At 66.1% G+C, this 21,983-nt stretch carries 16 protein-coding genes; 10 read left to right on the top strand and 6 right to left on the bottom strand.

All coding sequences use genetic code 11. The annotated features are described in order from the left end of the window. Positions 1-18 precede the first annotated feature (18 nt). Both glnT and AC3A4Z_RS16015 read right to left on the bottom strand, forming a co-directional pair. Positions 19-1,401: a type III glutamate--ammonia ligase gene (gene glnT, locus AC3A4Z_RS16020; RefSeq protein ID WP_498712658.1), complete on the bottom strand. Its 1,383-nt coding sequence runs from the start codon at positions 1,399-1,401 to the stop codon at positions 19-21. Positions 1,402-1,657: 256 nt separating this feature from the next. Then, positions 1,658-2,245, bottom strand: coding sequence for a helix-turn-helix domain-containing protein (locus AC3A4Z_RS16015; RefSeq protein ID WP_493971851.1), 588 nt, complete (start codon positions 2,243-2,245; stop codon positions 1,658-1,660). A 277-nt stretch (positions 2,246-2,522) separates the two neighbouring features. Here AC3A4Z_RS16015 and AC3A4Z_RS16010 point away from each other — a divergent pair, with 277 nt between their 5' ends. The 4 genes from AC3A4Z_RS16010 (at position 2,523) to AC3A4Z_RS15995 (ending at position 9,217) form a co-directional block, all read left to right on the top strand. Next, positions 2,523-6,029: a discoidin domain-containing protein gene (locus tag AC3A4Z_RS16010; protein ID WP_498712657.1), complete on the top strand. Its 3,507-nt coding sequence runs from the start codon at positions 2,523-2,525 to the stop codon at positions 6,027-6,029. 184 nt (positions 6,030-6,213) lie between these two features. Next, positions 6,214-7,212 (top strand): substrate-binding domain-containing protein, encoded by a 999-nt coding sequence (locus tag AC3A4Z_RS16005; protein WP_493971849.1) that lies wholly within the window; start codon positions 6,214-6,216, stop codon positions 7,210-7,212. 122 nt (positions 7,213-7,334) lie between these two features. Next, positions 7,335-8,468: a Gfo/Idh/MocA family protein gene (locus tag AC3A4Z_RS16000; protein WP_498712656.1), complete on the top strand. Its 1,134-nt coding sequence runs from the start codon at positions 7,335-7,337 to the stop codon at positions 8,466-8,468. Beyond that, entirely contained in the window at positions 8,468-9,217 is a 750-nt protein-coding gene (locus AC3A4Z_RS15995) for a ThuA domain-containing protein (protein WP_498712655.1), read from the top strand. Before AC3A4Z_RS16000 ends, AC3A4Z_RS15995 begins: the two co-directional genes overlap by 1 nt. Positions 9,218-9,262: 45 nt before the next feature. Here the strand turns inward: AC3A4Z_RS15995 and AC3A4Z_RS15990 are convergent, their stop codons facing one another. From AC3A4Z_RS15990 to AC3A4Z_RS15975, 4 genes are read right to left on the bottom strand one after another with little or no spacing between them, the layout of a single operon-like run. Continuing rightward, positions 9,263-11,194, bottom strand: coding sequence for a DUF2264 domain-containing protein (locus AC3A4Z_RS15990; protein ID WP_498712654.1), 1,932 nt, complete (start codon positions 11,192-11,194; stop codon positions 9,263-9,265). A 40-nt stretch (positions 11,195-11,234) separates the two neighbouring features. Beyond that, on the bottom strand, positions 11,235-11,981 hold the full coding sequence (locus AC3A4Z_RS15985) for a ThuA domain-containing protein (RefSeq protein ID WP_498712653.1): 747 nt from the start codon (positions 11,979-11,981) through the stop codon (positions 11,235-11,237). Continuing rightward, a complete protein-coding gene (locus tag AC3A4Z_RS15980; protein WP_498712652.1) occupies positions 11,978-13,129 on the bottom strand; it encodes a LacI family DNA-binding transcriptional regulator in 1,152 nt (383 codons plus the stop codon). Before AC3A4Z_RS15980 ends, AC3A4Z_RS15985 begins: the two co-directional genes overlap by 4 nt. Continuing rightward, positions 13,126-15,120: a heparinase II/III family protein gene (locus AC3A4Z_RS15975; protein ID WP_498712651.1), complete on the bottom strand. Its 1,995-nt coding sequence runs from the start codon at positions 15,118-15,120 to the stop codon at positions 13,126-13,128. Before AC3A4Z_RS15975 ends, AC3A4Z_RS15980 begins: the two co-directional genes overlap by 4 nt. Positions 15,121-15,279: 159 nt before the next feature. Here AC3A4Z_RS15975 and AC3A4Z_RS15970 point away from each other — a divergent pair, with 159 nt between their 5' ends. Genes AC3A4Z_RS15970 through AC3A4Z_RS15945 form a run of 6 tightly spaced genes read left to right on the top strand, consistent with a single transcriptional unit; the run spans position 15,280 to position 21,978 of the window. Beyond that, positions 15,280-16,293, top strand: a complete 1,014-nt coding sequence (locus tag AC3A4Z_RS15970) for a hydroxyacid dehydrogenase (protein ID WP_498712650.1) — start codon at positions 15,280-15,282, stop codon at positions 16,291-16,293. A gap of 55 nt (positions 16,294-16,348) precedes the next feature. Then, complete coding sequence (locus AC3A4Z_RS15965; protein ID WP_498712649.1) at positions 16,349-17,629, top strand: ABC transporter substrate-binding protein; 1,281 nt, start codon at positions 16,349-16,351, stop codon at positions 17,627-17,629. Positions 17,630-17,637: 8 nt separating this feature from the next. Further along, complete coding sequence (locus AC3A4Z_RS15960) at positions 17,638-18,561, top strand: ABC transporter permease subunit (RefSeq protein ID WP_493971840.1); 924 nt, start codon at positions 17,638-17,640, stop codon at positions 18,559-18,561. Then, positions 18,561-19,493, top strand: a complete 933-nt coding sequence (locus AC3A4Z_RS15955) for a carbohydrate ABC transporter permease (RefSeq protein ID WP_498712648.1) — start codon at positions 18,561-18,563, stop codon at positions 19,491-19,493. Before AC3A4Z_RS15960 ends, AC3A4Z_RS15955 begins: the two co-directional genes overlap by 1 nt. Further along, a complete protein-coding gene (locus AC3A4Z_RS15950) occupies positions 19,490-20,230 on the top strand; it encodes a YesL family protein (RefSeq protein WP_498712647.1) in 741 nt (246 codons plus the stop codon). The genes AC3A4Z_RS15955 and AC3A4Z_RS15950 overlap by 4 nt, the downstream gene beginning before the upstream one ends. Beyond that, positions 20,227-21,978 (top strand): glycoside hydrolase family 35 protein, encoded by a 1,752-nt coding sequence (locus AC3A4Z_RS15945; RefSeq protein WP_498712646.1) that lies wholly within the window; start codon positions 20,227-20,229, stop codon positions 21,976-21,978. The genes AC3A4Z_RS15950 and AC3A4Z_RS15945 overlap by 4 nt, the downstream gene beginning before the upstream one ends. The last annotated feature ends 5 nt before the right edge of the window (positions 21,979-21,983 follow it).

Here is a 21,983-nt window from a genome sequence, read left to right as displayed (position 1 = left end):
TGCTGGGTGGGTAGTGGGTCAGATGGAGGTGAGGTAGGTGCGGATTTCCCAGTCGCTGACCTGGTTGTGCCAGCTGAGGAATTCCTCTTCCTTGGCGTCCGCGTAGTAGCTGCCGATGGCCGGATCGCCGCTGAGGCTTGCCAGGATCACGGAATCCTTCCGCAGCGCTTCCACGGCGTGGAGCAGGGTGGCTGGCAAGAGGTGCGCGTCGGGCCTGGACTCCCCCGGCCCTGACGGCAGCCCCGGGTCCAGGGACTTCTCCACCCCGTCCAGCCCGGCCGCTATGGCCGTGGCGATGGCGAGGTACGGGTTCGCGGAACCGTCACCGGAGCGCAGCTCGATCCGCTTGTTGTCCGGCACGCGGATCATGTGGGTCCGGTCGTTGCCGCCGAAGGATGCCTTCCGCGGCGACCAGGTGGCACCGGAGGAGCTGGTGGTGGCACCGGTCCTCTTGTAGGAGTTCACGGTGGGCGCGAGGAAGGCCTGCAGCGCAGGAGCGTGGTCCAGGATGCCGGCGATGAATGAGTAGGCGAGGCCGGAAAGCCCAAGGCCGCGGCCGCCGTCGTCCGCTCCCTCGGTGGGGAACAGTGCCTCGGAGCCTGACCACAGCGACAGGTGGAAGTGCAGGCCGGTGCCGGTGCGGTCCGTGAAGGGCTTGGGCATGAACGTGGCAGTCATGCCGCGCTGCCCGGCCAGGATGTTCAGGATGTAGCGGAGGGAGACCACACGGTCCGCCGTGGTGAGGGCATCGGCGTAGTTGAAGTTCTGCTCGAACTGGCCGGCGGCATCCTCGTGGTCGTTGGCGTAGTTGCCCCAGCCCAGGCTGTTCATTGCGTCGGAGATGGACGTGAGGTGGTCGTACATGCGGGTGACGCCGCGGGCGTCGTAGCAGGGGCGGGGCGAATCGTCCTTGTCGTCGGCGGTGCTCAGCGTCCCGTCGTCGTTCTTTTTCACCAGGAAGTATTCAACCTCAGCACCCACCTTTGCCTGCATGCCCTCGTTTGCGAGGCGGGCGAGCGTGTTCTTCAGGACCACGCGGGGGGCGTACGGCCAGGGCTTTCCGTCAACGTGCGGGTCGCAGTGGATGATGGCCAGGCCCTCCTTGATGAAGGGAACCGGGGTGAAGGAGGCGAGGTCCGGGATGGCGATCAGGTCCGGGTCCTGCGGCTTCTGGCCCATGAGCCCGGCGGCGTAACCGGCGAATCCCATCGCGCCGTTTTCCAGTTCATCGGCGGCTTCCACCGGGACCAGTTTCGCGCAGGGCTTCCCCGTCATGTCCACGAAGGTGGCCAGGAGGAAGCGGACGTCGTGCGCCTTGGCGATGTCTGCAAGGGAAATACGGCCGGTGCTTTGGGGCGCTGGTGCTTCTGTTGGAACTTCAGGTGTCGCGAGACTAGTCATCGGAACTGTCCTGTTCGTTTGCTGTTGCTTCTTATGAAACCTTGTTGAACCACAGTAGTCAAAAGCATGTTTCAAGCGAGCGCAGGAATTGTTAACTTTGGATGTCGCGCAGTGCGGCTGGAAAGGACAGATCCGCACTTAGACAGGAGTGTTCAGGCAGCAAAGAGCCGCGGAAAGGGGCGCATCCCAGCGGCCCACGGTCTACCGCGCGGATACGGTGGTCGGTCCCCGGTCGCTCCGGAGATCCACAGTGTTCCTACTTGGCGGCGACGGCGAGGAACCGGATGGGAAGTTCCTGGAGTTCGAGCGGGCCGTGGGGCCCCTCGCCGTCGAGCAGGAGCGAGTCACCGGGCTCCATGGTGTATTCGTACTGGCCGTGGCCGTAGACCATCCGGCCGGCGAGCATGTAGATGAACTCCGTGCCGGGGTGCTGGAAGAGCGGGAAAACGTCGGACGCGTCCGTCAACGTCACCAGGGTGGGCTCCAGCGCATCCGTGCGGCCCTTCAAGGTGCCCAGCACACGGTACTCGTGCCCGTGCTGGGTGCCGCTGCGTACGGTGAGGCTGCCCTCGCCGCTCTTGGTGAAGGTGGCATCCCGGTCCGTGTCCGCGCCGCGGAACAGCGCCGTCACCGGGATTTTGAGCCCGTCGGCAAGGCGCTGCAGTGTGGTCAGGGAACACGACGTACTGGCTGTTTCTATCTTGGAGATCATCGCCTTGGACATCCCGGTGCGTGCAGCAAGCTCGGCAGAGGACAGGCCCTGGGAGGTGCGGTAGTGCCGCAGCTGGGCCGCGATCACCTGTTCGAGCTTTCCGGCAACCTCTTCCCGGGCATGTTCCGTCATAGCAGCCATCATAGGTGGCGCGGTCCAGCGGCGAAGGGGTTGCAGCAACCGCCCCCGCCGATTCCGAGCTGCATCATCTGCGAGCAGCTCTGTTCGAGCACGACTGATCCTGTTCGAGTGCCTTGTTGAGGCCTGCTCCCACCCATAGTCTCACTGTGCCGCAGCTTTCCCGCTCCCCCGGAACTCAGGAGCGGCGCCGGCACCAGCAACGCTTCCTGAACAGTGAGGTACAACAATGACGTTCTCCGCCCGATCACCACGAAGGCTGCGAAGGCCGGTGGCCGCCCTCGCAGCCGCGGTCACGGCAGCAGCCGGCCTGGTGCTGCTGCCGGCCGGGCCGGTGGCTGCAACCGATGCCACCCCGGTGACGATCACCCCCAACCCGGCGAGCCGCGGCGAGGCCTTCGAAGGCTGGGGCACCAGCCTGGTCTGGTTTGCGAACGCGACGGCGGGCTACTCGCCGGAACTGCGGGAGGAGCTCTACCAGAAGGTGTTCGGTGAGGACGGGCTCAACCTCAACATCGCCCGCTACAACGTGGGCGGCGGGAATGCCTCCGACGTCGCCAACTACCTCAACGACGGCAGCGCGGTGGAGGGCTGGTGGAAACCCGTCACGGAACCCGGTGCGGGCGAAGTCCCGTCCAACCTGTACAACCCGGACGGCTCGGTGGACCCCGCGCAGGCCAACAAACTCGCGTTCCTCAATCAGTGGAATCCGGACGACCCCGCGTCCTACAACCCGGACGCGGACCGGAACCAGCGCTGGTGGGTTGAACGCCTGGCGGCAGACCAGCAGATCACCCATTGGGAAGCCTTCAGTAACTCCCCGCCCTGGTTCATGACTAAAAGCGGTTACGTCTCCGGCCAGGTCAACACCAGCAAGGGGGAAAACCTGCTGCCCCAGGCGGAAGCCAAGTTCGCCGCCTACATGAAGCACGCCGTGGAACTCCTCGAAGACGGCAGCGGCATCACGGTGGACACCATCGATCCGTTCAACGAGCCCAATTCCGGCTACTGGGGCACGGACATCAACGCCGTCACAGGCAAGCCGCCCACCACCTACACGCAGAAGCAGGAAGGCGCGCTGATCTACCCCGCGGCGCAGGACCGCGTCACCAGACTGCTCGCCGCCGAACTGGCCAAGGACGCCACCACCACGGAGGCCGTCATCTCGGCCATGGACGAAACCGACCCCAGCAAGTTCATGACCAACTGGAACGGCTACAGCCAGCAGGCCAAGGACGCCGTCTCCCAGCTGAACGTACATACCTATGGCACCAACGACCGCCGCCGGGTCCGCGACCTGGCCAACTCCACAGACAAGCCGCTCTGGATGAGCGAAGTGGGCGGCTTCTGGACGGGGAACCCGGCTCTCGGCGACTCCACCAGCGGCTGGGACCGCTCCAATATCACCAACGGCCTGGGCATCGCCGGCCGCATGGTCAACGACCTGCGCGAACTCGAACCGGACGCCTGGGTGTTCTGGCAGCCGGTGGAGGACACCTACAAGCAGGAAAAGGCGGACAAGGGCTGGGGCTCTATCTACGTGGACTTCGACTGCAACTACGAGGGCCGCGAAGGTCTCTCCAACCGCCGGCTCAACGACGGCGCCAGCGCCGACGCCGCCAAGTGCAAGGTCCTGACCAACCAGAAATACAACACCACCCGGAATTTCACGCACTACATCCGCCCCGGCGACTTCCTCATCCAGAACGACAACGCCAAGACGGCGAGCGCCCTGGACGCTGACGGCAACGGAGCCACCCTGGTCCATTTCAATGACACCCCGACGCCGGAAAAGGTCACCATCGACCTCAGCCGGTTCGGCAGCATCACTCCCGGCGCCACCGTCACCCCGGTGGTCACCACCAAGTCCCCGCTGGACGACATCGAACGGAACGCCCTCGTCAAGGGTGCGCCGGTCGCCGTCGACACCGCGGCCAGGTCCGCGACGCTGGATGTTCCCGCCGCGTCCGTGGTGACGTTCGTCGTCGACGGCGTCAGCGGAGTGATGGGTGACGCCGCCCCCGTGCAGGACGGCCACACCTACCATCTGACCGGCGAGGCAAGCGGAAAGTACCTGACCGGCAAATCCGACGGCTCCGCTGCCATCCAGGACCTCGGCAGCACCACGGCGGAGGTCACCCCGCAACTGTGGACGTTCACCGCAGCGGGCGGCAAGGAATTCGCGAACGACCGCCGCTGGGTGGTCACCAACAAGGACGGCCGCGTGCTGACCGGCAACGGTGGAGTGCTCAACGCCAGCCAAACCGGCAGCGCTTCCGTTGCCACCATGTCCCTGGAGCAGGCCAAGTCTGATCCGGTGTCGCAGTGGATCGTCACCACTGAGAACGGAAAGCAGTGGTCGCTGGTCAATGCCGGTGCCGCCATTGCCCTGCAGGTCTCCGGCAACCAGACGGCTGCGGGAACGGGAGTATCCCTCGGATCCTCCACCGGCACCACGGCAACGGCAACCGCCAACCCGCATCAGGCCTGGGGTTTCACAGACCTCGCTGACCTCAAGCTGCTCGGCACCGGGCCTGTGGAATTAGGCACTCCCGTTGGCACAGCACCATCCTTGCCAGCCACCGTCACCCCGCTGTACGCCAAGGGTGAAGGGCGCCCGGTAGCAGTCCGGTGGGACGCTGTGGATCCTGCGGTCTGGAAGAAACACGGCACCGTGACCATCACCGGCTCAGGCACCGATGTCTACGGCCAGTCCTTCACCGACGCCAAGGTCACCGTCACCGTTGGCAAGTACACGGCGACGGACCCCGTCTCGGTAACGGTGGGAACGGGTGCAGCGCTGGACGAGGTGAAGGCGGCCGCGCCTGCCACTGTTCCCGGCCAGGTGGGAGCGGCAGCAGCCCGCAACGATCTCGCTGTCACCTGGGACTGGAGCACCCTGGACCCGGCCTCGCTGCAAACGCCGGGAAGCGCCACCATCCGCGGCAAGGCCGGCACCGGCGTGGATGGCGGCAAGCCGCTCGATGCCCTGCTGACAGTACTCGTGGTGGACCGTTTCCCGAGCAGCAACATCTGCAAGGACGATCCCGCCACCACGGTTTCGGCCACCTACACCGAGGGTTCATACGTCGCGAAAAACACCTGTGACGGCAACGCCTCCACCCGGTGGTCCAACTGGGTCAGCGGCGGACGTGGCGGAGACACCCTTACATACGGCTTCAGCCGCGACTACACCGTGGACTCTGTCACTGTGACCCTGGCCGAGAAAGCCGCGCAAAACCTCAAAGTCCAGTACCAGGACGCCACCGGGGTGTGGCAGGACACCTCGGCAGTAACCATCACGGGACTGAGCATCACCGCCCCTGTGAAGGTGGCGTTCAACCCTGTCACCACCCGCGGCATCAGGGTTGTCCTGGCGACCCCTGGTTCCTATACCAAGGTGGCCGAAGTGGCCATTGCCGGCACACGCCTGGGCGAAGCTGGCCTCGCCGGCCTCGGCCGGCTGCTGATGGACCAGAAGTCCGTGGTGGCCTTCGCGTCCGGCACGGGCGGCTACACAGTTCTCACGACGTCGACGGCGGCGCCGACCGTGGCTGGCTACCCCCTGGACACCAACGCGAAAGTAGCGGTTTCCCAGGCCACGGCTGAGCAACCGACGGCGACAGTCACCGTGACGGCCCCGGACGGTACCACCCGCGAGTACACGGTGACCTTTGTGACAGGCAAGACAGCCTGTGCCGGTGGAGGCTGGACCACCAACGTGGAACCAGGCTTTGCGAATGAAGGCGAGTGCGTGAGCTACTTCGCCTCGAAATAGCCGGGATCGCGTCCTTCCCCGCTGAGGGGCCACCACGCGAACGGCCGTTGGAGCTGCCAGGCAACTGGCGCTGCAACGGCCGTTTTGGTCTGTGACCTCCGGGCTATGCTGGGAAAACCCGCCGCAGCCGACCGGCACGGGAGGGCAGCGAGGACCTACGTCACTGGTCGCGGAAGGATAGGGAATGGCGCGAGCGACAGTCCAGGACGTCGCGAAAACGGCAGGAGTGTCGGTCGGAACCGTCTCCCGCGTTCTCAACGGCAGCCCGGCCGTCAGCGCAGCGAGCAAGGAAAAGGTCACCGGCGCCATCCGCAAGCTTAATTACCGGCCCCTCGCCTCCGCCCGCGACCTGCGCCGCGACCGGACCATGCGCATCCTGGCCCTCGCCAAAAACCTCAACTCCCCCGTGATCAGCGAGGCTTTCCGGGGATTTGGTGACGCGGCGGCGCTGTCCGGCTACGTCAGCCTCATCGCCCCGACGTCCGGGGACCTTGAACGCGAACAGCAGCTGGTGGACATGCTGCGCAACGGCTCGGTGGATGGCCTGATCCTGTTTTCGCCCGCCATGCCGGACTCCGATGTTGAAGCCTTGGCGGAGCAGCTGAGTGTTGTGCAGGTCTGTGAAATCGTTGATTCCGAGGCGGCGTTTGGCGTTTCCATCGACGACCGGCAGGCCGCCTTCGACATCACGCGGCATCTCATCGATACGGGCAGCCGGCGCCTGGCGATGATCGGCAACAGGCTGGCGCGCTCCGGCCGGCTGCGCGAGGAAGGCTTCCGGGAGGCTGCCGCCGACGCGGGTTTGTCGCCGGAGCATCTTCTCCTGGCGGACGGTGAGTTCGACTTCCACGCCGGGCGCCGCCTCACCAAGGATCTTCTCCAGCTGGACCCGCTGCCGGACGCCGTGTTCTGCGGCAGCGATACTGTGGCCGCCGGCTGCGTCCGGGAGATCACCGACGCCGGGTTGCGGGTCCCCGAAGACATCGCGGTGGCCGGTTTTGACGACTCCATCCAGGCGGAGATGTGCGTCCCGGAACTGACCACCATCCGGCAGCCCGCCTACGAGATGGGCAAGGTGGCGTTTGAGGCACTGTTCGCCAGGATGACGGAGCCGGGCGAACACCGCCGCGGCCGGACCTTCCTGCCGCATGAGCTCGTGGTCCGCGACTCGACAAAGGGCTAGCGCAGGGGGTTGACAGTGTGCGAGGGCGGCTGACAGACTTTTTGGAATCGATTCCACGGCCGGTGGTTGGGCCTGACAAAACCACGGGCCAAGGTCGTCAGCAACCCTTAAGGAACCATCTCTTGAACAACGAGCAACAGCCCTCAGCGCAGCCCGTCCACCAGGAACCAGCTCCGCCGCAGGAGTTGCGGGTGGGCGTCGTTGGCATCGGCTGGGCCGGCCAGCAGCACCTGAAGGCCTACGAAGCCCTGGACGGCGTGAGCATCGTTTCGCTTGCAGGGATGGAGCAGGAACTGCGCGACTCCCTGCAGGCCGAGTACTCCATTCCCAACGCGTTCGCCGACTGGGAAGAGATGCTGGAGCACGGCGGCCTGGACGCCATCAGCGTGGCGGTACCCACGTTCCTCCACGCACCCATCGCTGTCGCCGCCCTGGAACGCGGGATCCACGTGCTGAGCGAGAAGCCCATCGCGCGCAACGCCGTCGAAGGCCAGGCAATGGTGGACGCGGCACGCAAGGCTGGTCGCGTTCTGGACGTTGCCTTCAACCACCGCCGTCGCGGCGATATCCGGGCCCTCAAGGGGGTCATCGACGAGGGCGGCCTGGGCCGCCCGTACTACGCCAAGGCGTCCTGGCTGCGCCGCTCCGGCATCCCCACGCTGGGCAGCTGGTTCACCAACCCGGAGCTCGCCGGCGGCGGACCGCTGGCCGACATCGGCGTCCACGCCCTGGACTACGCACTGCACCTGCTCGGCGAACCCAAGGTGGTGGCGGTCTCCGCCGCCACCCACTCCGAGTTGGGCCCGCAGGGGCGCGGCGGCAGCAAAGAGTACTCGGCCCTCGCCTCCAGCCACGCCTTCGAGGTGGAAGATTTCGCGTCGGCGTTCCTTCGCCTTGAGGGCGGCGGGACCCTGTTGATCGAGGCGAGCTGGGCCACGTACCGGGAAACGGATGATCTCCTCGACTTCACGGTCTACGGCACCGACGGTGGCGCCGAACTCAAAGTACAGGGCGCACCCTTCCCGGCCGTAGGCCAGCTCCGGGTATTCACGGATAAGGAAGGCGAGTCGGCCGACTACGTGCCGCCGGTACTGCCGGGCCGCGCCCATGACGCCGTGGTGGAAGACTTCATCACGGCAGTGCGCGGCGGTGAGGCAGTCTGGGGAGAACATGACGGCTCCCTGGCGCTCTACCGGGCACAGATCATCGACGCGTGCTACCAGTCCGCGCTGGAGCAGCGGGAGGTTCGTCTCTAATGAATGACAAACTCAGGATCCGGGTCTGGAACGAAGGCGTCCACGAGGCCAACAACGAGCCGTCCCACATCGGCGAGATCTACCCCGACGGCATCCACGGCGCCATCGCCGCGGGCCTTCGCTCCTACTACCCGGAGGCCGAAATTACGACGGCGGTGCTCGCCACCGATGATGAGCACGGCCTTGACGAGGAGGTGCTCGCGGAGACGGACGTCCTGCTGTGGTGGGGACACATCGCCCACCACGAGGTGAGTGACGCCGTCGTCGAACGCGTCCACCGGCACGTGCTCGGCGGCATGGGACTCATCGTGCTCCACTCGGGGCACTTCGCGAAGGTGTTCACCAAGCTGCTGGGCACCAGTTGCTCGCTGGCCTGGCGGAACGAGGGCGAGCGCGAGCTCGTATGGACAGTCAAGCCCTCGCATCCCATCGCCGAAGGCGTCGACAGCCCCATCGTGATCCCCGAGCAGGAGATGTACGGCGAGCTGTTCGACATCCCGGACCCGGACGACCTCATCTTCATCAGCTCCTTCGCGGGCGGCGAGGTGTTCCGCTCCGGCGTCACCTTCACCCGGGGCAAGGGCCGCATCTTCTACTTCAGCCCCGGCGACCAGGAGTACCCGGTGTACCACCACCCCCAGATCCAGCGGGTCCTGGCCAACGGCGTGAAGTGGGCCGCCCAGCCGGGACTGCACCGGGCGGCGCCGGAAGTCACCAACCCGTCGCGCAACTGGTTCGCGGGAGCCTAGGAGTTTTTGTCCACATATGCAGACTTCCGAGGCCTTTAAGTCGGCTTATCTGGACAGCAACTCCAAGGCTGCGGCGAGGGTGAGGGTGGCACCGTCGGGGAATTCGAACCGGGCCGCGCCGGCGTCCTGCTCACCCGGGACAAAACGAATATGGGCGTCCGCGCTTCCGTCGCCGGTAAGGACCACGACGGCGGCATAGTCGCCGTCGCGCGCCGTGCCCGAGGTGCCAATCCAGGGAATGGTCAGCTGCTCCCCCATGGGGTGCGGCTCGTCCCGGCCCCAGGTTCCGGCGTCGTCCGACAACGAGCCGAAACCGGCCACGGGACGGATTTCGCTGACCATCCCGGAGCGCGCGTCCACCGGCCAGCCGCCCATCCGGAGCCTGGCTGCCGGTGCCGCCGCGGCGCCCCGCACCCGGACCAGCCGCAGTTCCACCGCGCCGCGGGTCGCCGATACCACTGTCACCTCGGGGCCCGGGGCGGCGGTGCCTTTGGCGCCGCTGCCGTGGTCCGGCCCGGCGTCGGGGTCAACGGCAATCCAGTTCACGGTTCCGCGGGACACACCCACCAAGACGCCGTCCAGGTCCTGCTGCCCGAGGTACTCAAAGCCCGTCCGGTGCGTGAGCCTGCCGTCGCCGTCCACCAGGACGACGGCGTTGTCCAGGGACTCCGGTTCCAGGTCCGGGAAGGTGGACGTGGAGTATCCGAACCGGGCGTAGAGGGGCGAGTCCGCCACCTTCACTCCCGCGTTGGCGTGGTCCGTGCCGTGGTTGCGGATCCGGACCACACCGTCGGCAACAGTGCCGTCCACCTGCCAACCAGGTGCCGCCAGCAATCGGCGAGTGTCACTGACTTCTACCGGAAGCGGTTCCTCCACGGCGGTCCAGGCGGGGTGGTTGGCTGGCAGGGCAAGGCCCATCATGCCCTTGGCCGCCCAGTAGGGTGAGCCGGCGCCCGAATAGGACTGCTTCATCCCCGGGAACTCATCGTGGAAGCCGATGGAGACCACGCCGTCATCCGTGATGGAGCCGCGCCTGATGAAATAGTCCAGGATCCCGGAGGCTGCCCGGCGGCTGAGGCCCGCGCTCAGCCTGGTGTTGCCCAACAACTGGCCGGACCAGAACGGGGCCGCGGCCGCGAAGCGGTAGATGAGGCTGCGGCCTTGAATCAGCGGGGCGCCGTTGGCTCCCACCAAGTACACGGCGTCGTCGAGGAAATCGGCCAGCCGGTCGCCGTCGAGCTTAGCCCTGGCCTTGACCCGCGGATCCTCCGGCGCCATAAGCTGCAAAAGCTGCGGGTAGACCTGGAAGGCCCAGCCCACGTAATGGTCGTAAGCGCGTTCTGGCCCGTCGGCAAACCAGCCGTGGCCCCGGTAGAGGGAGTCATGGATGGCCAATCCGGCGTCGATGTCCTCATCGGAGTACCTGCCGCCGACGGAGGCCAGGAAGGTTTCCACCGCAATCTGGAACCAGACCCAGTTGATGGGCGGATACTCCTCGCCGATCACGGTCTCGAACCAGGCAATGAGCTGCTCCTGGACCCGTTGCGGGAGCTTGTCCCACAGGACCTCCCGGGTCAATGCCAGGCCAACGGCCAAGGACGCTGCCTCCACCTTGGCCTGCCCGAGCTCTCCCGGAGTGGGCCAGCGGTCCGGGTTGGCCGGGTTGGTTCCGGCGTCCAGCCCCCGGGCATACCAGTCGGCGATCCAGCCGGTGCCTTCCGGATCCCCCTTGATCCGGAAGGAGGCCAGCAGGAAGGTCCGCGCGAATGCTTCCAGCGAGTCGCTGGCCGGGCCGTAGGCGCTGTTGGCTCCGGGCAGGTGGATGTTGGCGTGGTCATCGGTGGCATGGCGGTGGGCCGAGCGCAACAGGTAGTCGGCGTAGGCGGACCAGTGCTCCCGGGTCAGGCCGGTGTAGGGCGAGAGCCGGCGGTCCAGCGGTGGCAGCACCAGGGAAACGGGAGGAGCGGTGGTTGGCATGGATTCCTCAATAGTCAGGGGCAGAGGGGCTTTTGCGGATTCAGGCTGTGAGCCAGGCAAGGGCGCGGCGGAGCAGTTCGAGGTGTTCGGCCGATCCGTAGGAGGCGGCGTCATGGCCCAGGGCATCGTAGAAGGTCCGGCCGGCTGTCTCCTGGCCGGACGTACCGCGCTGACTGCCCCGCTCGAACGACCACATCACCGGGTGCTCCACGCCCTCATGGGTGTGGGTCGCATGGACGGTGATGCCCGGAGCGGTCCGCAGCCAGCTGTACCGCTCATCCGGCAGCTTGAAGTCGCCGATCCCGGCAACGAGCGGTCCGGAACCGGGCAGGACGTGGATGGCGGCCGGTCCGTACTCGGGATGCATGGACTGGCCGCGCACCCAGCGGCCGCCCAACCCGGATTCCCACTCCGGCAGGTCCACAAAACTGGTGGAGCTGACGTGGCTGGCCAGCAAAGGACGGGTTGAGCTGAGCCAGCGGGTCAGCCCGGCCGCGGCGTCAGGAGTACCGGGGGACGGTTGCCCGTCACGGGGCAGGCCCACGTTGATCACCAGGAGGTCGGGCAGGGCGGGGTCATCGGCAGCGAGGCCGGCCAGGGCGGTGTCCACGTCAGCGGGAATGTCGACGTCGTAACCCGCCTCTGTGAGCAGGCCCGCCAAAGCCGCGGACGTCTCAGCGAAGGGATGCCAGGGGTCGGCATAGCGGCCGACGCCGCTGAGCAGCAGCGCTTTGGGCTGCAGGGCAGCACCGGGTGAAGCGGATTCCGGCGCCTGTCCCGCCGTCACGGGGATTCCTGCAGTACGTCGGCGTTGGGCACGCGCGGCGCGCCAACGGAAGATTCGCGCAGGATCAGCTCCGGGTTCAGCTCGATCCGGTGCACCGGCCGCATCCTGCCCTCGGCCAGGCGGGCCGCCATCAGCTGCACTGCCACTTTCCCCACGTACTGTTTCGGCGGCCGCACGGCGGAGATGGCGGGCTCGGCGAGGTAGGCCACCTCGTCGTCGTACCCCACGATGGCCATGTCCCCCGGCACCGAGCGTCCCCGGTCCACGCAGTGCTGCACAAACGCCACCGCCTGGGTGTCGGAATGGACCAGCATGGCGGTGGTCCCGGTTTTTTCGCACAACTCCAGGACGTGGTCGAAGTGTTGGGCGCGTTCCCCGTTCTCCTGTTTGGCAGAGTCCTCGTGCACGGATCCCTCCAGCGGAATCTTCAGGGCAGCGAGCGCCTGCCGCCAGCCGCGCACCACATGCGGACTGGTAGGGCTGGCGGAGTCGGTGAGGCAGCCGATCCGCCGGTGCCCCTCCTGCCACAGGTGCCTGACGGCCATGCCGGCGCCGAACGCATGGTCCGTGGCCACCCATTCCAGCCGGTGGGCGGGGATTTCGATCGGCGACCGGCGTTCTGCCAGCACCACGGGAATGGGCAGCGCGTTGAGCCAGCGCAGCAACTCCTGGCCCTGGTCCCCGGTCATGTCCGGCGCCACGATCAGCCCGTCTACATTCTGGTTGTCCAGCAGCGCCTGCACCTGCCGGCGGTTGTCCGCGGCGTCATAGGCGGAACCGCGCACCATGATCCGCAGGTTCTGTTCCTCCGCCTCGGCGCGCGCCCCGCTGATGACCTGCGGCCAGTAGTAGTCCAGCGACGGCACCACCATGCCGATGGCATAGCTGTGCGGCTGGGGCCGGCCCGCCGCCGCTGAGCGGTCCAGCCGGCTGGGCAGGGTCGCTCCGCCGTGGACTCGGGAGACAAGTCCTTCGTCGGCCAGGAGGTTGACGTCGCGCCGGATGGTCAGCTCGCTGACTCCCAGTTTCGCGGCAATCTCCCGGACCGTGATGGCGCCGTGGGCCCGCAGTTCCTCCATCAGCCGTTCCCTCCGCTGAAGCGAAAAGAGCGCCTTGCCGGCGGTTTCGTGCGGTTGTTCAGGACTCATGGCGTAGCCTCCACGGTGAGGGTGAATGCGCCGGCGGCGCTTGGATGGTCGGCGTTTGTCGAGTGCGCGGGCAGGTCCGCGGCGGGCAGGCGGAAGCGCAGCCGGGTGAGCTTCGCACCCCAGCTGTCCGCGAGAAGGGGATCGTCCAGCAGCCACTCGTCAACGAGGACGACGGCGGCGGCCGGCTCCCAGCGCAGGACGGCCCCGCGGGTGGTCCCGGCGGCCGGGATGCCAGCGGGCCGAACCGTGGCTGTGCCATGCCCCACGGTGACGGTGCCGGCAGCAAGGTAGGTGATATCGACGTCGGACCTCCCGCTTTCCGGCGGACGGCCAAGGTCCCAGCGGTCCTCGACAATTACTGCACGGGCTTTCCGGTCGAGTGATGCTGTGCGGACCCACTGGTCTGGACGAAAACCATAGGCGGCCCCGAGCGCAAGCTGCAGCGTGGGGGACGTGGACTCGGGCGCCTGCAGCACCTCGGCCGCAAACTCTGCGCCGGCGCCCTGCTCCAGGCCAAAAGGTGCCGGAACGCTGTGCCAGGCACTCTGCATGGCCCGGATGTCGTAACGGTCCGGGCCGAAAGTCTTCGCCGTGTACGTCGGCTGGCCGGCGTCAACCAGCAGCGGAACTCCGTCAACCGCAACCACCACCGAGCCCACATCGCGGTGGTTATGGTGTTCGCCGTTGTGTCCGCCCTTGGCCGCCAGGAACAGGCCCTGTTCCGTGCCGCCCTGCTCGCGCGCCGCCATGATCTGCACGGACGGCAGGTAGGTGAAGGGAACCAGCGGCAGGTGCGCGGGCTTCGGGGCATCGGCGGCGTTCAGGAGCGCGTGGAGGACCCGGCCCAGCCCCGCCGACGCGTCCGGCCGGGCCGACGCACAAGCTGCGGCATGGCGTTCGGTGTCCTGGTCATCCAGGCGCACTGCCCAGCGGTGCAGCATGTCCCACGGCAGGGCCTTCGTTGCGCGCGCCGGACCGTCGGCGACGTTCAGGAACCAGTCCCCGCCGATGTGCATCCGGTGCGGGAAGGCCACCAGTTCGCGGATCACCGGAAGGTCGGCGTCGAGCGCACCGCCGGTGGCTTCCGCCAGCAGGGCAAGGCCTTCCAGCATTCTCCCCGCGCCGTTCCACCAGTAGGCGAAGCCCTCGTCGATGGCACCGTCCGCCGGCAGGGAGCCCAGGAAGCGGTCCAGCCCCTCGATGCAGCGGGTCACTGTTCGAGCCTGTTCGTTTGGATCGTCGAGCAGGAAAATCGCGGCCGCGAGGAGGTTGGAGTGGATCCAGGGATTCCAGTTGTGGACGTTGCCGTCCAGCCCCAGCCAGTGCCAGTCGACGCGTTCCAGGAAGGGGCGGATGACCCGTTCTGCCGTTTCCTCGCGGATGCGGCGCCGCAGGCCGGGAGCCCTGTTGTCCAGGCGGTCGCCCAGGACGTGGTCCAGCCAGGCAAGCTGGGCTGCAACCTCCCCGGCACCCAAGTCCAGGTACGGCCGGGACTTGCGCGGCACCACCTCTCCCGAGCGTGAAAAGACGTCATCATGCGCGCCCCAGCTCCAGGAACTTTGCTCGCACAGGAGGTACGCGCCGTCGATCACTTCGTCGAGCCAGTCGGGGGCCTCCCGGTCCGCATCCGCCGCCGGGGTGGGGTCCGTGTCCGGGAGCAAACACATCACTACTGCCCGGGTGAGCCGCTGCTGACGTGCCGCCACCAGTCCCTCGTAAGCGGTGCGGTTCCCGTCCCGGAAGTAGCGGGCGTAGTGCGAGACGAGGGGCTGCGGCCAGGGAGTGCCCCGTTCCTCGCCTGCCTGCCGGCGCAGTGCCGAAAGCGCATCAGCGGGAACTGCTTCCCATGCCCTCTCCCCTGCCGGGCGCACGCGCATGCGCTCGCTGGCACCACGAAGCAATTCCGCCAGTTCAGGCGCCGCGGCCCTGCTGCTCCAGGCAGAGGCCAAGGGCGTTTCCAGGGTGGCCGCGGTGAGGATGTTGGAGCCCATGGACTTCTTCCATTTGTTCGTGTTTGAACGTTTTAGAACGAGTAAGAACAGCTTGAATGAACCGCCTTGTTTATGAGTATCTACTGAATGTTCAATGTGATGCAAGACATGATTCAGCCCCGACGGGTTGCACCACAGAATGCGAAAGGAGGATCCCTGATGTCACAAAAGCCCAAGGCGCTGCTGGTCATGAACAGTGGAACCTTTGCCGATCAATTTGATTCCACCCGGCTGGAACGGCTGGGAAAAGTCGTTGACCTCGGTGCGGACCCCTGGACCGATGCGCTGGATGGCGCGGAGCTCGCGGAGCGGCTTTCCGACGTCGAAATCCTCCTGACCAGCTGGGGCGTACCCCGCCTTGACGCCGCCCGCCTGGAGCGGATGCCCAAGCTTCGGGCAGTGTTCCACTGCGCGGGCACCGTCCGCAGCTTCGTCAGCGAGGAGCTGTGGGAACGGGGCATCCTGGTAACCAACGGTGCGGACGCGAACGCCATCCCGGTGGCCGAGTTCACTTTCGCCTCCATCGTCCTGGCAGGGAAGAAGGCGCACGTACTGTCCAACGATGCCCGTATCTTCCGCGAGGACTGGAGCTACACCACCCAGCGTGGCGAGCTGGGCAACATCGGCCGGGTGGTGGGCGTCATCGGGTTCTCCCGCATTGGACGCCGGGTGGTGCAGCTCGTACAACAGCTGCAGGACGTGACGTGCCTGGTCAGCGATCCGCATGCCGATCCACGAACGGTAGCTGCGGCCGGCGGACGCCTTGTTCCGCTGGCGGAGCTGCTGCCGGCCTCGGACATCGTCACGGTCCACGCGCCCGCCCTGCCCGAAACCCGGCACATGATCGGGGCACGGGAACTGCAGGCCATGAAGGACCATGCCACCTTGATCAACACCGCCCGGGGTTCGCTCGTGGACACCAGGGCTTTGGAAGCAGAATGCGCCACCGGCCGCATCGTGGCCCTGCTGGACGTCACCGAACCGGAGCCATTGCCCGCGGACTCGAAGCTCTACGACCTTCCCAACGTCATCATCACCCCCCACATCGCGGGATCACTGGGCACCGAAACCCGGAGGATGTCCGACGCCGCGCTGGACGACCTGGAACGGTACCTCACCGGCCGGGACCTCCTCGCCCAGGTCCTCCACGAGGACCTCTCCCTCAGCGCCTGACCAAAGAACACCGCCGCCGCTACGGCAAAATTGAAACCCTACAAAGGAGATCGCAATGAAGCGCACAACCCTCGCCGCCATCGCCCTGGCAGTGACCGCCGGGCTTGGCCTGACCGGTTGCGCAGGTGCCGCAGGCCCCGCCGAACCCCAAAGCCAGGACGGCAAAACCCGCCTGACGGTGTCCGTCTGGAACTACGAAGGCACCCCGGAGTTCAAGGCACTCTTTGATGCCTATGAGGCCGCCAACCCCAAGGTCGACATCGAGCCGGTGGACATCCTCGCCGATGACTACCCGCAGAAAGTCACCACCATGCTGGCAGGCGGCGACACCACGGACGTCCTCACCATGAAGAACGTCATCGACTACGCACGTTATGCGAACAACGGCCAGCTGCAGGAGATCAACAGCGTGGTGGATTCGGTGGGCAAGGACAACCTCGCCGGCATCGACGCCTTCGACATGGACGGCAAGTACTTCGCCGCCCCGTACCGGCAGGACTTCTGGCTGTTGTACTACAACAAGGACCTGTTCAAGGCCGCCGGAATCGAGGACCCCAAGGACCTGACCTGGGACGAATACACCGCCCTGGCCCGGAAGCTCACCACAGAAGCCGAGGGCAAGAAGGTTTACGGCACCTACCACCACATCTGGCGCTCGGTGGTCCAGGCCATCGCCGCCGCACAGAATGACGCGGACCAGAACAGCGGCGACTACAGCTTCATGGCGGACCAGTACAACACCGCGCTGGACCTGCAGAAGAGCGGCTCCACGCTGGATTTCGGCACTGCCAAGAGCCAGAAAACCAGCTACCGCACCATGTTCGAATCCGGTCAGGCTGCCATGATGCCGATGGGCACCTGGTACATCGCCGGCATCCTCCAGGCTAAAAAGGATGGCAAGACCAACGTCAACTGGGGCCTGGCTCCCCTGCCGCAGAAGGACTCCAACGGTAAGGTCACCACGTTCGGCTCCCCCACCGCCTTCGCCGTGAACAAGAACGCATCCCACTCCGACGAAGCCAAGAAGTTCATTGAATGGGCCGCCGGCGAGGAGGGCGCCAAGGCCATCTCCAAGATCGGTGTTGTCCCGGCCCTGCAGAACGATGCCATCACCGCCGAGTACTTCAAGCTGGACGGCATGCCCACAGACGAGCTGTCCAAGAAGGCCTTTACCCCGGACGACACCGCCCTGGAAATGCCGGTCAGCGACAAGTCCGCCGCAACGGACAAGGTCCTGAACCAGGAGCACGACCTGATCATGGTGGGCGAGCGCTCCGTCGCGGACGGTATCGCCGAGATGGGCAAGCGCGTCAAGAGCGAAGTCCTCGGACAGTAACAGCCATCATGACAACAAAAACCCTTCCTCCCGTTGCCCCGGCTGCCAGCCGGGGCAACCGGAAGCAGGCCCGGCGGAACACCCTGATTGGCTGGACGTTCATCCTGCCGAACTTCCTGGGCTTCCTGGCCTTCACGCTCATCCCCGTCCTGGCCGCATTCGCCCTCTCCTTTATGGAGTGGACCTCGTTCACGGCACCGAAGTGGGTGGGCCTGGCCAACTTCCAGCGCATGCTGGCCAGCGACACCTTCTGGGTGGCGCTGCGCAACACGATGGCCTACGCCCTGGGGCACGTCCCCCTCACCATGGCGCTGGCACTGCTCCTGGCCATGCTGCTGAACCGCAAGCTCAAGGGCATCGGCTTCTTCCGGGTGGCCATCTTCTTCCCCTACATCACCTCACTGGTGGCTGTCGCCGTCGTCTGGAACATGCTCTTCAGCCCGGACAGCGGCCCCATCAACCAGTTCCTGCACTCCATCGGCATCGCCGAAGCTCCCGGCTGGACGTCCAGTTCCGACTGGGCCATGCCGGCCGTCATCATTACCAGCGTCTGGCGGGACATGGGCTACTACATGGTCCTCTACCTGGCCGGCCTGCAGGCCATCCCCAACGAGCTCTACGAAGCGGCCGAAGTGGACGGCGCCAGCGCCTGGCAGCGCTTCTGGAACGTGACCATCCCGTCACTGCGGCCCACCACCTTCTTCGTTGTGGTGATGCTGACAGTCTCAAGCTTCAAGGTCTTCGACCTCATCGTGGTGATGACCAACGGCGGCCCGGGCCGCTCCACCACGGTGCTGTCCCAGCTCATCTACCAGGAGGGCATCGGCGAAGGTAAGTTCGGCTACTCGTCGGCCATCTCGCTGGTGCTGTTCCTTATCGTACTGACGGTCACCGTCCTGCAGTTCAAGATCCAACAGCGGAGGGAACGCTGATGACCAACATGGCCGAAGACCTTAAGGCTGAGGCACCCTTTGCCGGAACCAGCCTGGCATCCGCTCCGGACGACCGCCGTCGTTCAGAGCGCAAACGCTCCACACGCGAACGCAAGGCGCGCACCACTGACACCGTGATCTACGCCGTGCTGGCCGTGCTGGTGGTGGCGCTGATGGTGCCGTTCATCTGGATGGTGTCCTCCTCCCTGAAGGAGAACAACCAGGTGCTCACGGTTCCCATCCAGTGGATCCCCACCGAGTTTGTGTGGAGCAACTACACGGACATCTGGACCCGCATTCCCATGATGGGGTACCTGCAGAACTCGCTCTACCTTGCCGTCATCATCACCTGCCTGCAGGTGCTTACCGGCTCGCTGGCCGCCTACGGGTTCGCAAAGGTCCGTTTCCCCGGCCGCGACGTCCTCTTTCTGGCCTATATCGGCACCATCGCCGTGCCGTGGCAGGCCTACATGGTGCCGCAGTACATCATGATGCAGAACCTGGGCCTGACCAACAGCTTCAACGCCCTGATCCTGCTGCAGGCGTTCGGCGCGTTCGGCGTGTTCCTGATGCGCCAGTACTACATGACCATCCCGGACGAACTGTGCGAGGCGGCCCGCATCGACGGCCTGAGCGAGTACGGCATCTGGGCCCGGGTCATTCTGCCGCTGTCCAAGCCGGCCCTGGCCAGCCTGGCACTGCTGACGTTCGTTAACACCTGGAACGATTACATGGGCCCGTTCATCTACCTCACGTCCAACCGCCTGTGGACCGTCCAGCTGGGCCTGCGCTCCTTTGTGGGCCAGTTCGACGCCGAGTACGCCATGATCATGACCGGCTCAGTCATCTCGGTGATCCCCATCCTGGTCATCTTCCTGCTGGGCCAGCGCTACTTCATCCAGGGCATCGCCACGAGCGGCATGAAAGGATGAGCTCCGTGGCACAGCACCCTTCGCGGCGGCGCGGCCTTGCCGGGCGCATCCCCAGCCCGGGGTTCGAAACGTTCGGCGGCATCTTCGGCTTCGTCTACACCTTCCTGGCCGGGAACGTGCTGACGGCACTGGCCAACGCTCCCCTGGTGCTGTGCCTTGCCCTGGTGGCAGACCCCATCGCTGCCTGGCCGTTTTTCCTCGCACTCTCGGTGACAGTCCCGCCGTCGCTCGCGGGCCTGTTCGCCGCCTTCCAGGCATTGAACGACGACGGCACTGCGGTTAAGCCGGTTGCCTCCTTCCTGCGGGGCTACCGGCGCGGTTTCCGGCGGACGGCACCGATGGGCCTGGCCGCCGTCGCGGCGCTGCTGTTCCTCGGCGTGGACCTCGCAATTGTCCAGTCGCTGCCCGCCGGGGCGGTGCTGGTTCCCGTCATTGTGGTGGCGGCGGCTGTGGTGGTGAGTGTGGCGGTGCTGTCCGTCGCCGGGGCCGTGCTGCTCCCGAACGCCCGGCTCAAGAGTTTGGTGAAGGCGTCCCTTTACCTCTGCGTCCAGCGCTGGTACCTCAGCCTTGCCATGCTGGTGCTGCTCGGCATTATCGCCTCGGCCGCGCTCCTCCAGCCGGTCCTGGGCGTTGCCCTGGCGCCGGCGCCCCTTCTGTTTGTGGTTTGGAGCAACGCCGCCTACGCCTTCCACACGGTGCTGGGCAGACGTCACACAACCACGGAGGAATCTCCTTGAACACCTTCGCCATTGGCGACCACGACTTCCTGCTGGACGGGGAGCCCTTCCGTATTCTCTCCGGCGCCATCCACTACTTCCGGGTCCACCCGGACCAGTGGGCGGACCGGATCCACAAGGCCCGGCTTATGGGGCTGAACACCATCGAGACGTACGTTCCATGGAACGAACACTCCCCCACCCCAGGGGCTTTTCGTACTGACGGCAACCTTGACCTCGGCCGATTCCTTGATCTGGTGGCAGCCGAAGGAATGCGGGCCATCGTCCGGCCGGGCCCCTACATCTGCGCCGAGTGGGACAACGGCGGATTACCCGCATGGCTGTTCAGTGATCCCACAGTGGGTGTGCGCAGCAGCGAACCTGCCTACCTTGCCGCCGTCGACTCCTTCCTCGGCAGCCTGCTGCCCATCGTCGTCGAACGCCAAATCACCCGGGGCGGACCAGTCATCCTGTTCCAGGTCGAGAACGAGTACGGCGCGTACGGCAAGGACAAGGCGTACCTCCAGCACCTGGTGGACGTTGCAAAACGCGCCGGCGTGGACGTCCCGCTCTTCACCTGCGACCAGCCCTTCGGCACCATGATCGAGGATGGCTCGCTGCCTGAGCTGCACAAGACCGGAACCTTTGGTTCCCGCGCCGCCGAACGCCTGGCGTTCCTCCGCGAACGCCAGCCCACGGGTCCGCTGATGTGCGCGGAGTTCTGGAACGGCTGGTTCGATAACTGGGGCACCCACCATCACACCACCGACGCCGCCGCTTCCGCAGCCGAGCTCGACGCCCTGCTGTCCGCCGGGGCCTCCGTCAACATCTACATGTTCCACGGCGGCACCAACTTCGGCTTCACCAACGGCGCCAATGACAAGGGCATCTACGAGCCCACCATCACGTCCTACGACTACGACGCACCGCTGAGCGAAGATGGCTTCCCCACCGACAAATACTTTGCCTTCCGGGACGTCATCGCCCGGCATTTTGACGTACCGGGCGAAGTTCCCGCGCGCCGCGCCGGGGCCGCGGAGTGCGCCGTGTCCGTTGTGTCTTCTGTGCCCCTGCTGAAGGCCTTGGAGTCTTTCGGCAGCCCTTTGACGGTCCCCGGATCCCTGCCAGTCAGCGAGGCCACCGGACACTACCGGGGGTTCCATCTATACGAACGGCAGTTGGCCAGCGGCGGCGTCCTCAGCTTTAACGAAGTCCGCGACCGCGCGCAATTCTTCCTGGACGGGCTTCCGGTGGGGACCCTCAGCCGTGAACTCGGCGAACGCTCGATCTTCCTTCCGACGGGCGGGTTGCTGCAGGTTCTGGTGGAGGACCAGGGCCGGGTCAATTACGGGCCGCGGATCGGCGAAGCCAAGGGACTCATCGGGCCTGCACTGTTGAACGGCGTGGAGGTCCTGGGCTGGACGATCCGGCCGCTGGATTTGGGTTCACTGGATGTTGTCCGTCGTGCCGCCATCGAACTGCCGGACAAGGGAGGAGTGGCCGGCCCCTCGCTGTCCTTCGGCTCCTTCGACGCCGACGGGCCCGGCGACCGGTATCTCCGGCTGGACGGCTGGACCAAGGGCAATGCCTTCATCAACGGCTTCAACCTGGGCCGTTACTGGAGCCGCGGACCACAACGCACACTCTACGTACCCGGCCCGCTAATCCGCCAAGGAATCAACGAGTTGGCCATTCTTGAACTGCAAGGCAGCTCGACCCATCAGGTGAGTTTCACGGCCGGTCCGGACCTGGGGCCGGACGAGAAGTAGCGCGA

Source organism: Arthrobacter sp. Soil_C_49 (assembly GCF_057656635.1).
This window is presented reverse-complemented; position numbering and strand designations above follow the sequence as displayed.

Coding starts and splice junctions, on each gene's coding strand:
- glnT (WP_498712658.1), bottom strand. CDS start 1,401: ATGACTAGTCTCGCGACACCTGAAGTTCCAACAGAAGCACCAGCGCCC.
- AC3A4Z_RS16015 (WP_493971851.1), bottom strand. CDS start 2,245: ATGACGGAACATGCCCGGGAAGAGGTTGCCGGAAAGCTCGAACAGGTG.
- AC3A4Z_RS16005 (WP_493971849.1), top strand. CDS start 6,214: ATGGCGCGAGCGACAGTCCAGGACGTCGCGAAAACGGCAGGAGTGTCG.
- AC3A4Z_RS15995 (WP_498712655.1), top strand. CDS start 8,468: ATGAATGACAAACTCAGGATCCGGGTCTGGAACGAAGGCGTCCACGAG.
- AC3A4Z_RS15990 (WP_498712654.1), bottom strand. CDS start 11,194: ATGCCAACCACCGCTCCTCCCGTTTCCCTGGTGCTGCCACCGCTGGAC.
- AC3A4Z_RS15980 (WP_498712652.1), bottom strand. CDS start 13,129: ATGAGTCCTGAACAACCGCACGAAACCGCCGGCAAGGCGCTCTTTTCG.
- AC3A4Z_RS15975 (WP_498712651.1), bottom strand. CDS start 15,120: ATGGGCTCCAACATCCTCACCGCGGCCACCCTGGAAACGCCCTTGGCC.
- AC3A4Z_RS15970 (WP_498712650.1), top strand. CDS start 15,280: ATGTCACAAAAGCCCAAGGCGCTGCTGGTCATGAACAGTGGAACCTTT.
- AC3A4Z_RS15965 (WP_498712649.1), top strand. CDS start 16,349: ATGAAGCGCACAACCCTCGCCGCCATCGCCCTGGCAGTGACCGCCGGG.
- AC3A4Z_RS15960 (WP_493971840.1), top strand. CDS start 17,638: ATGACAACAAAAACCCTTCCTCCCGTTGCCCCGGCTGCCAGCCGGGGC.
- AC3A4Z_RS15955 (WP_498712648.1), top strand. CDS start 18,561: ATGACCAACATGGCCGAAGACCTTAAGGCTGAGGCACCCTTTGCCGGA.
- AC3A4Z_RS15950 (WP_498712647.1), top strand. CDS start 19,490: ATGAGCTCCGTGGCACAGCACCCTTCGCGGCGGCGCGGCCTTGCCGGG.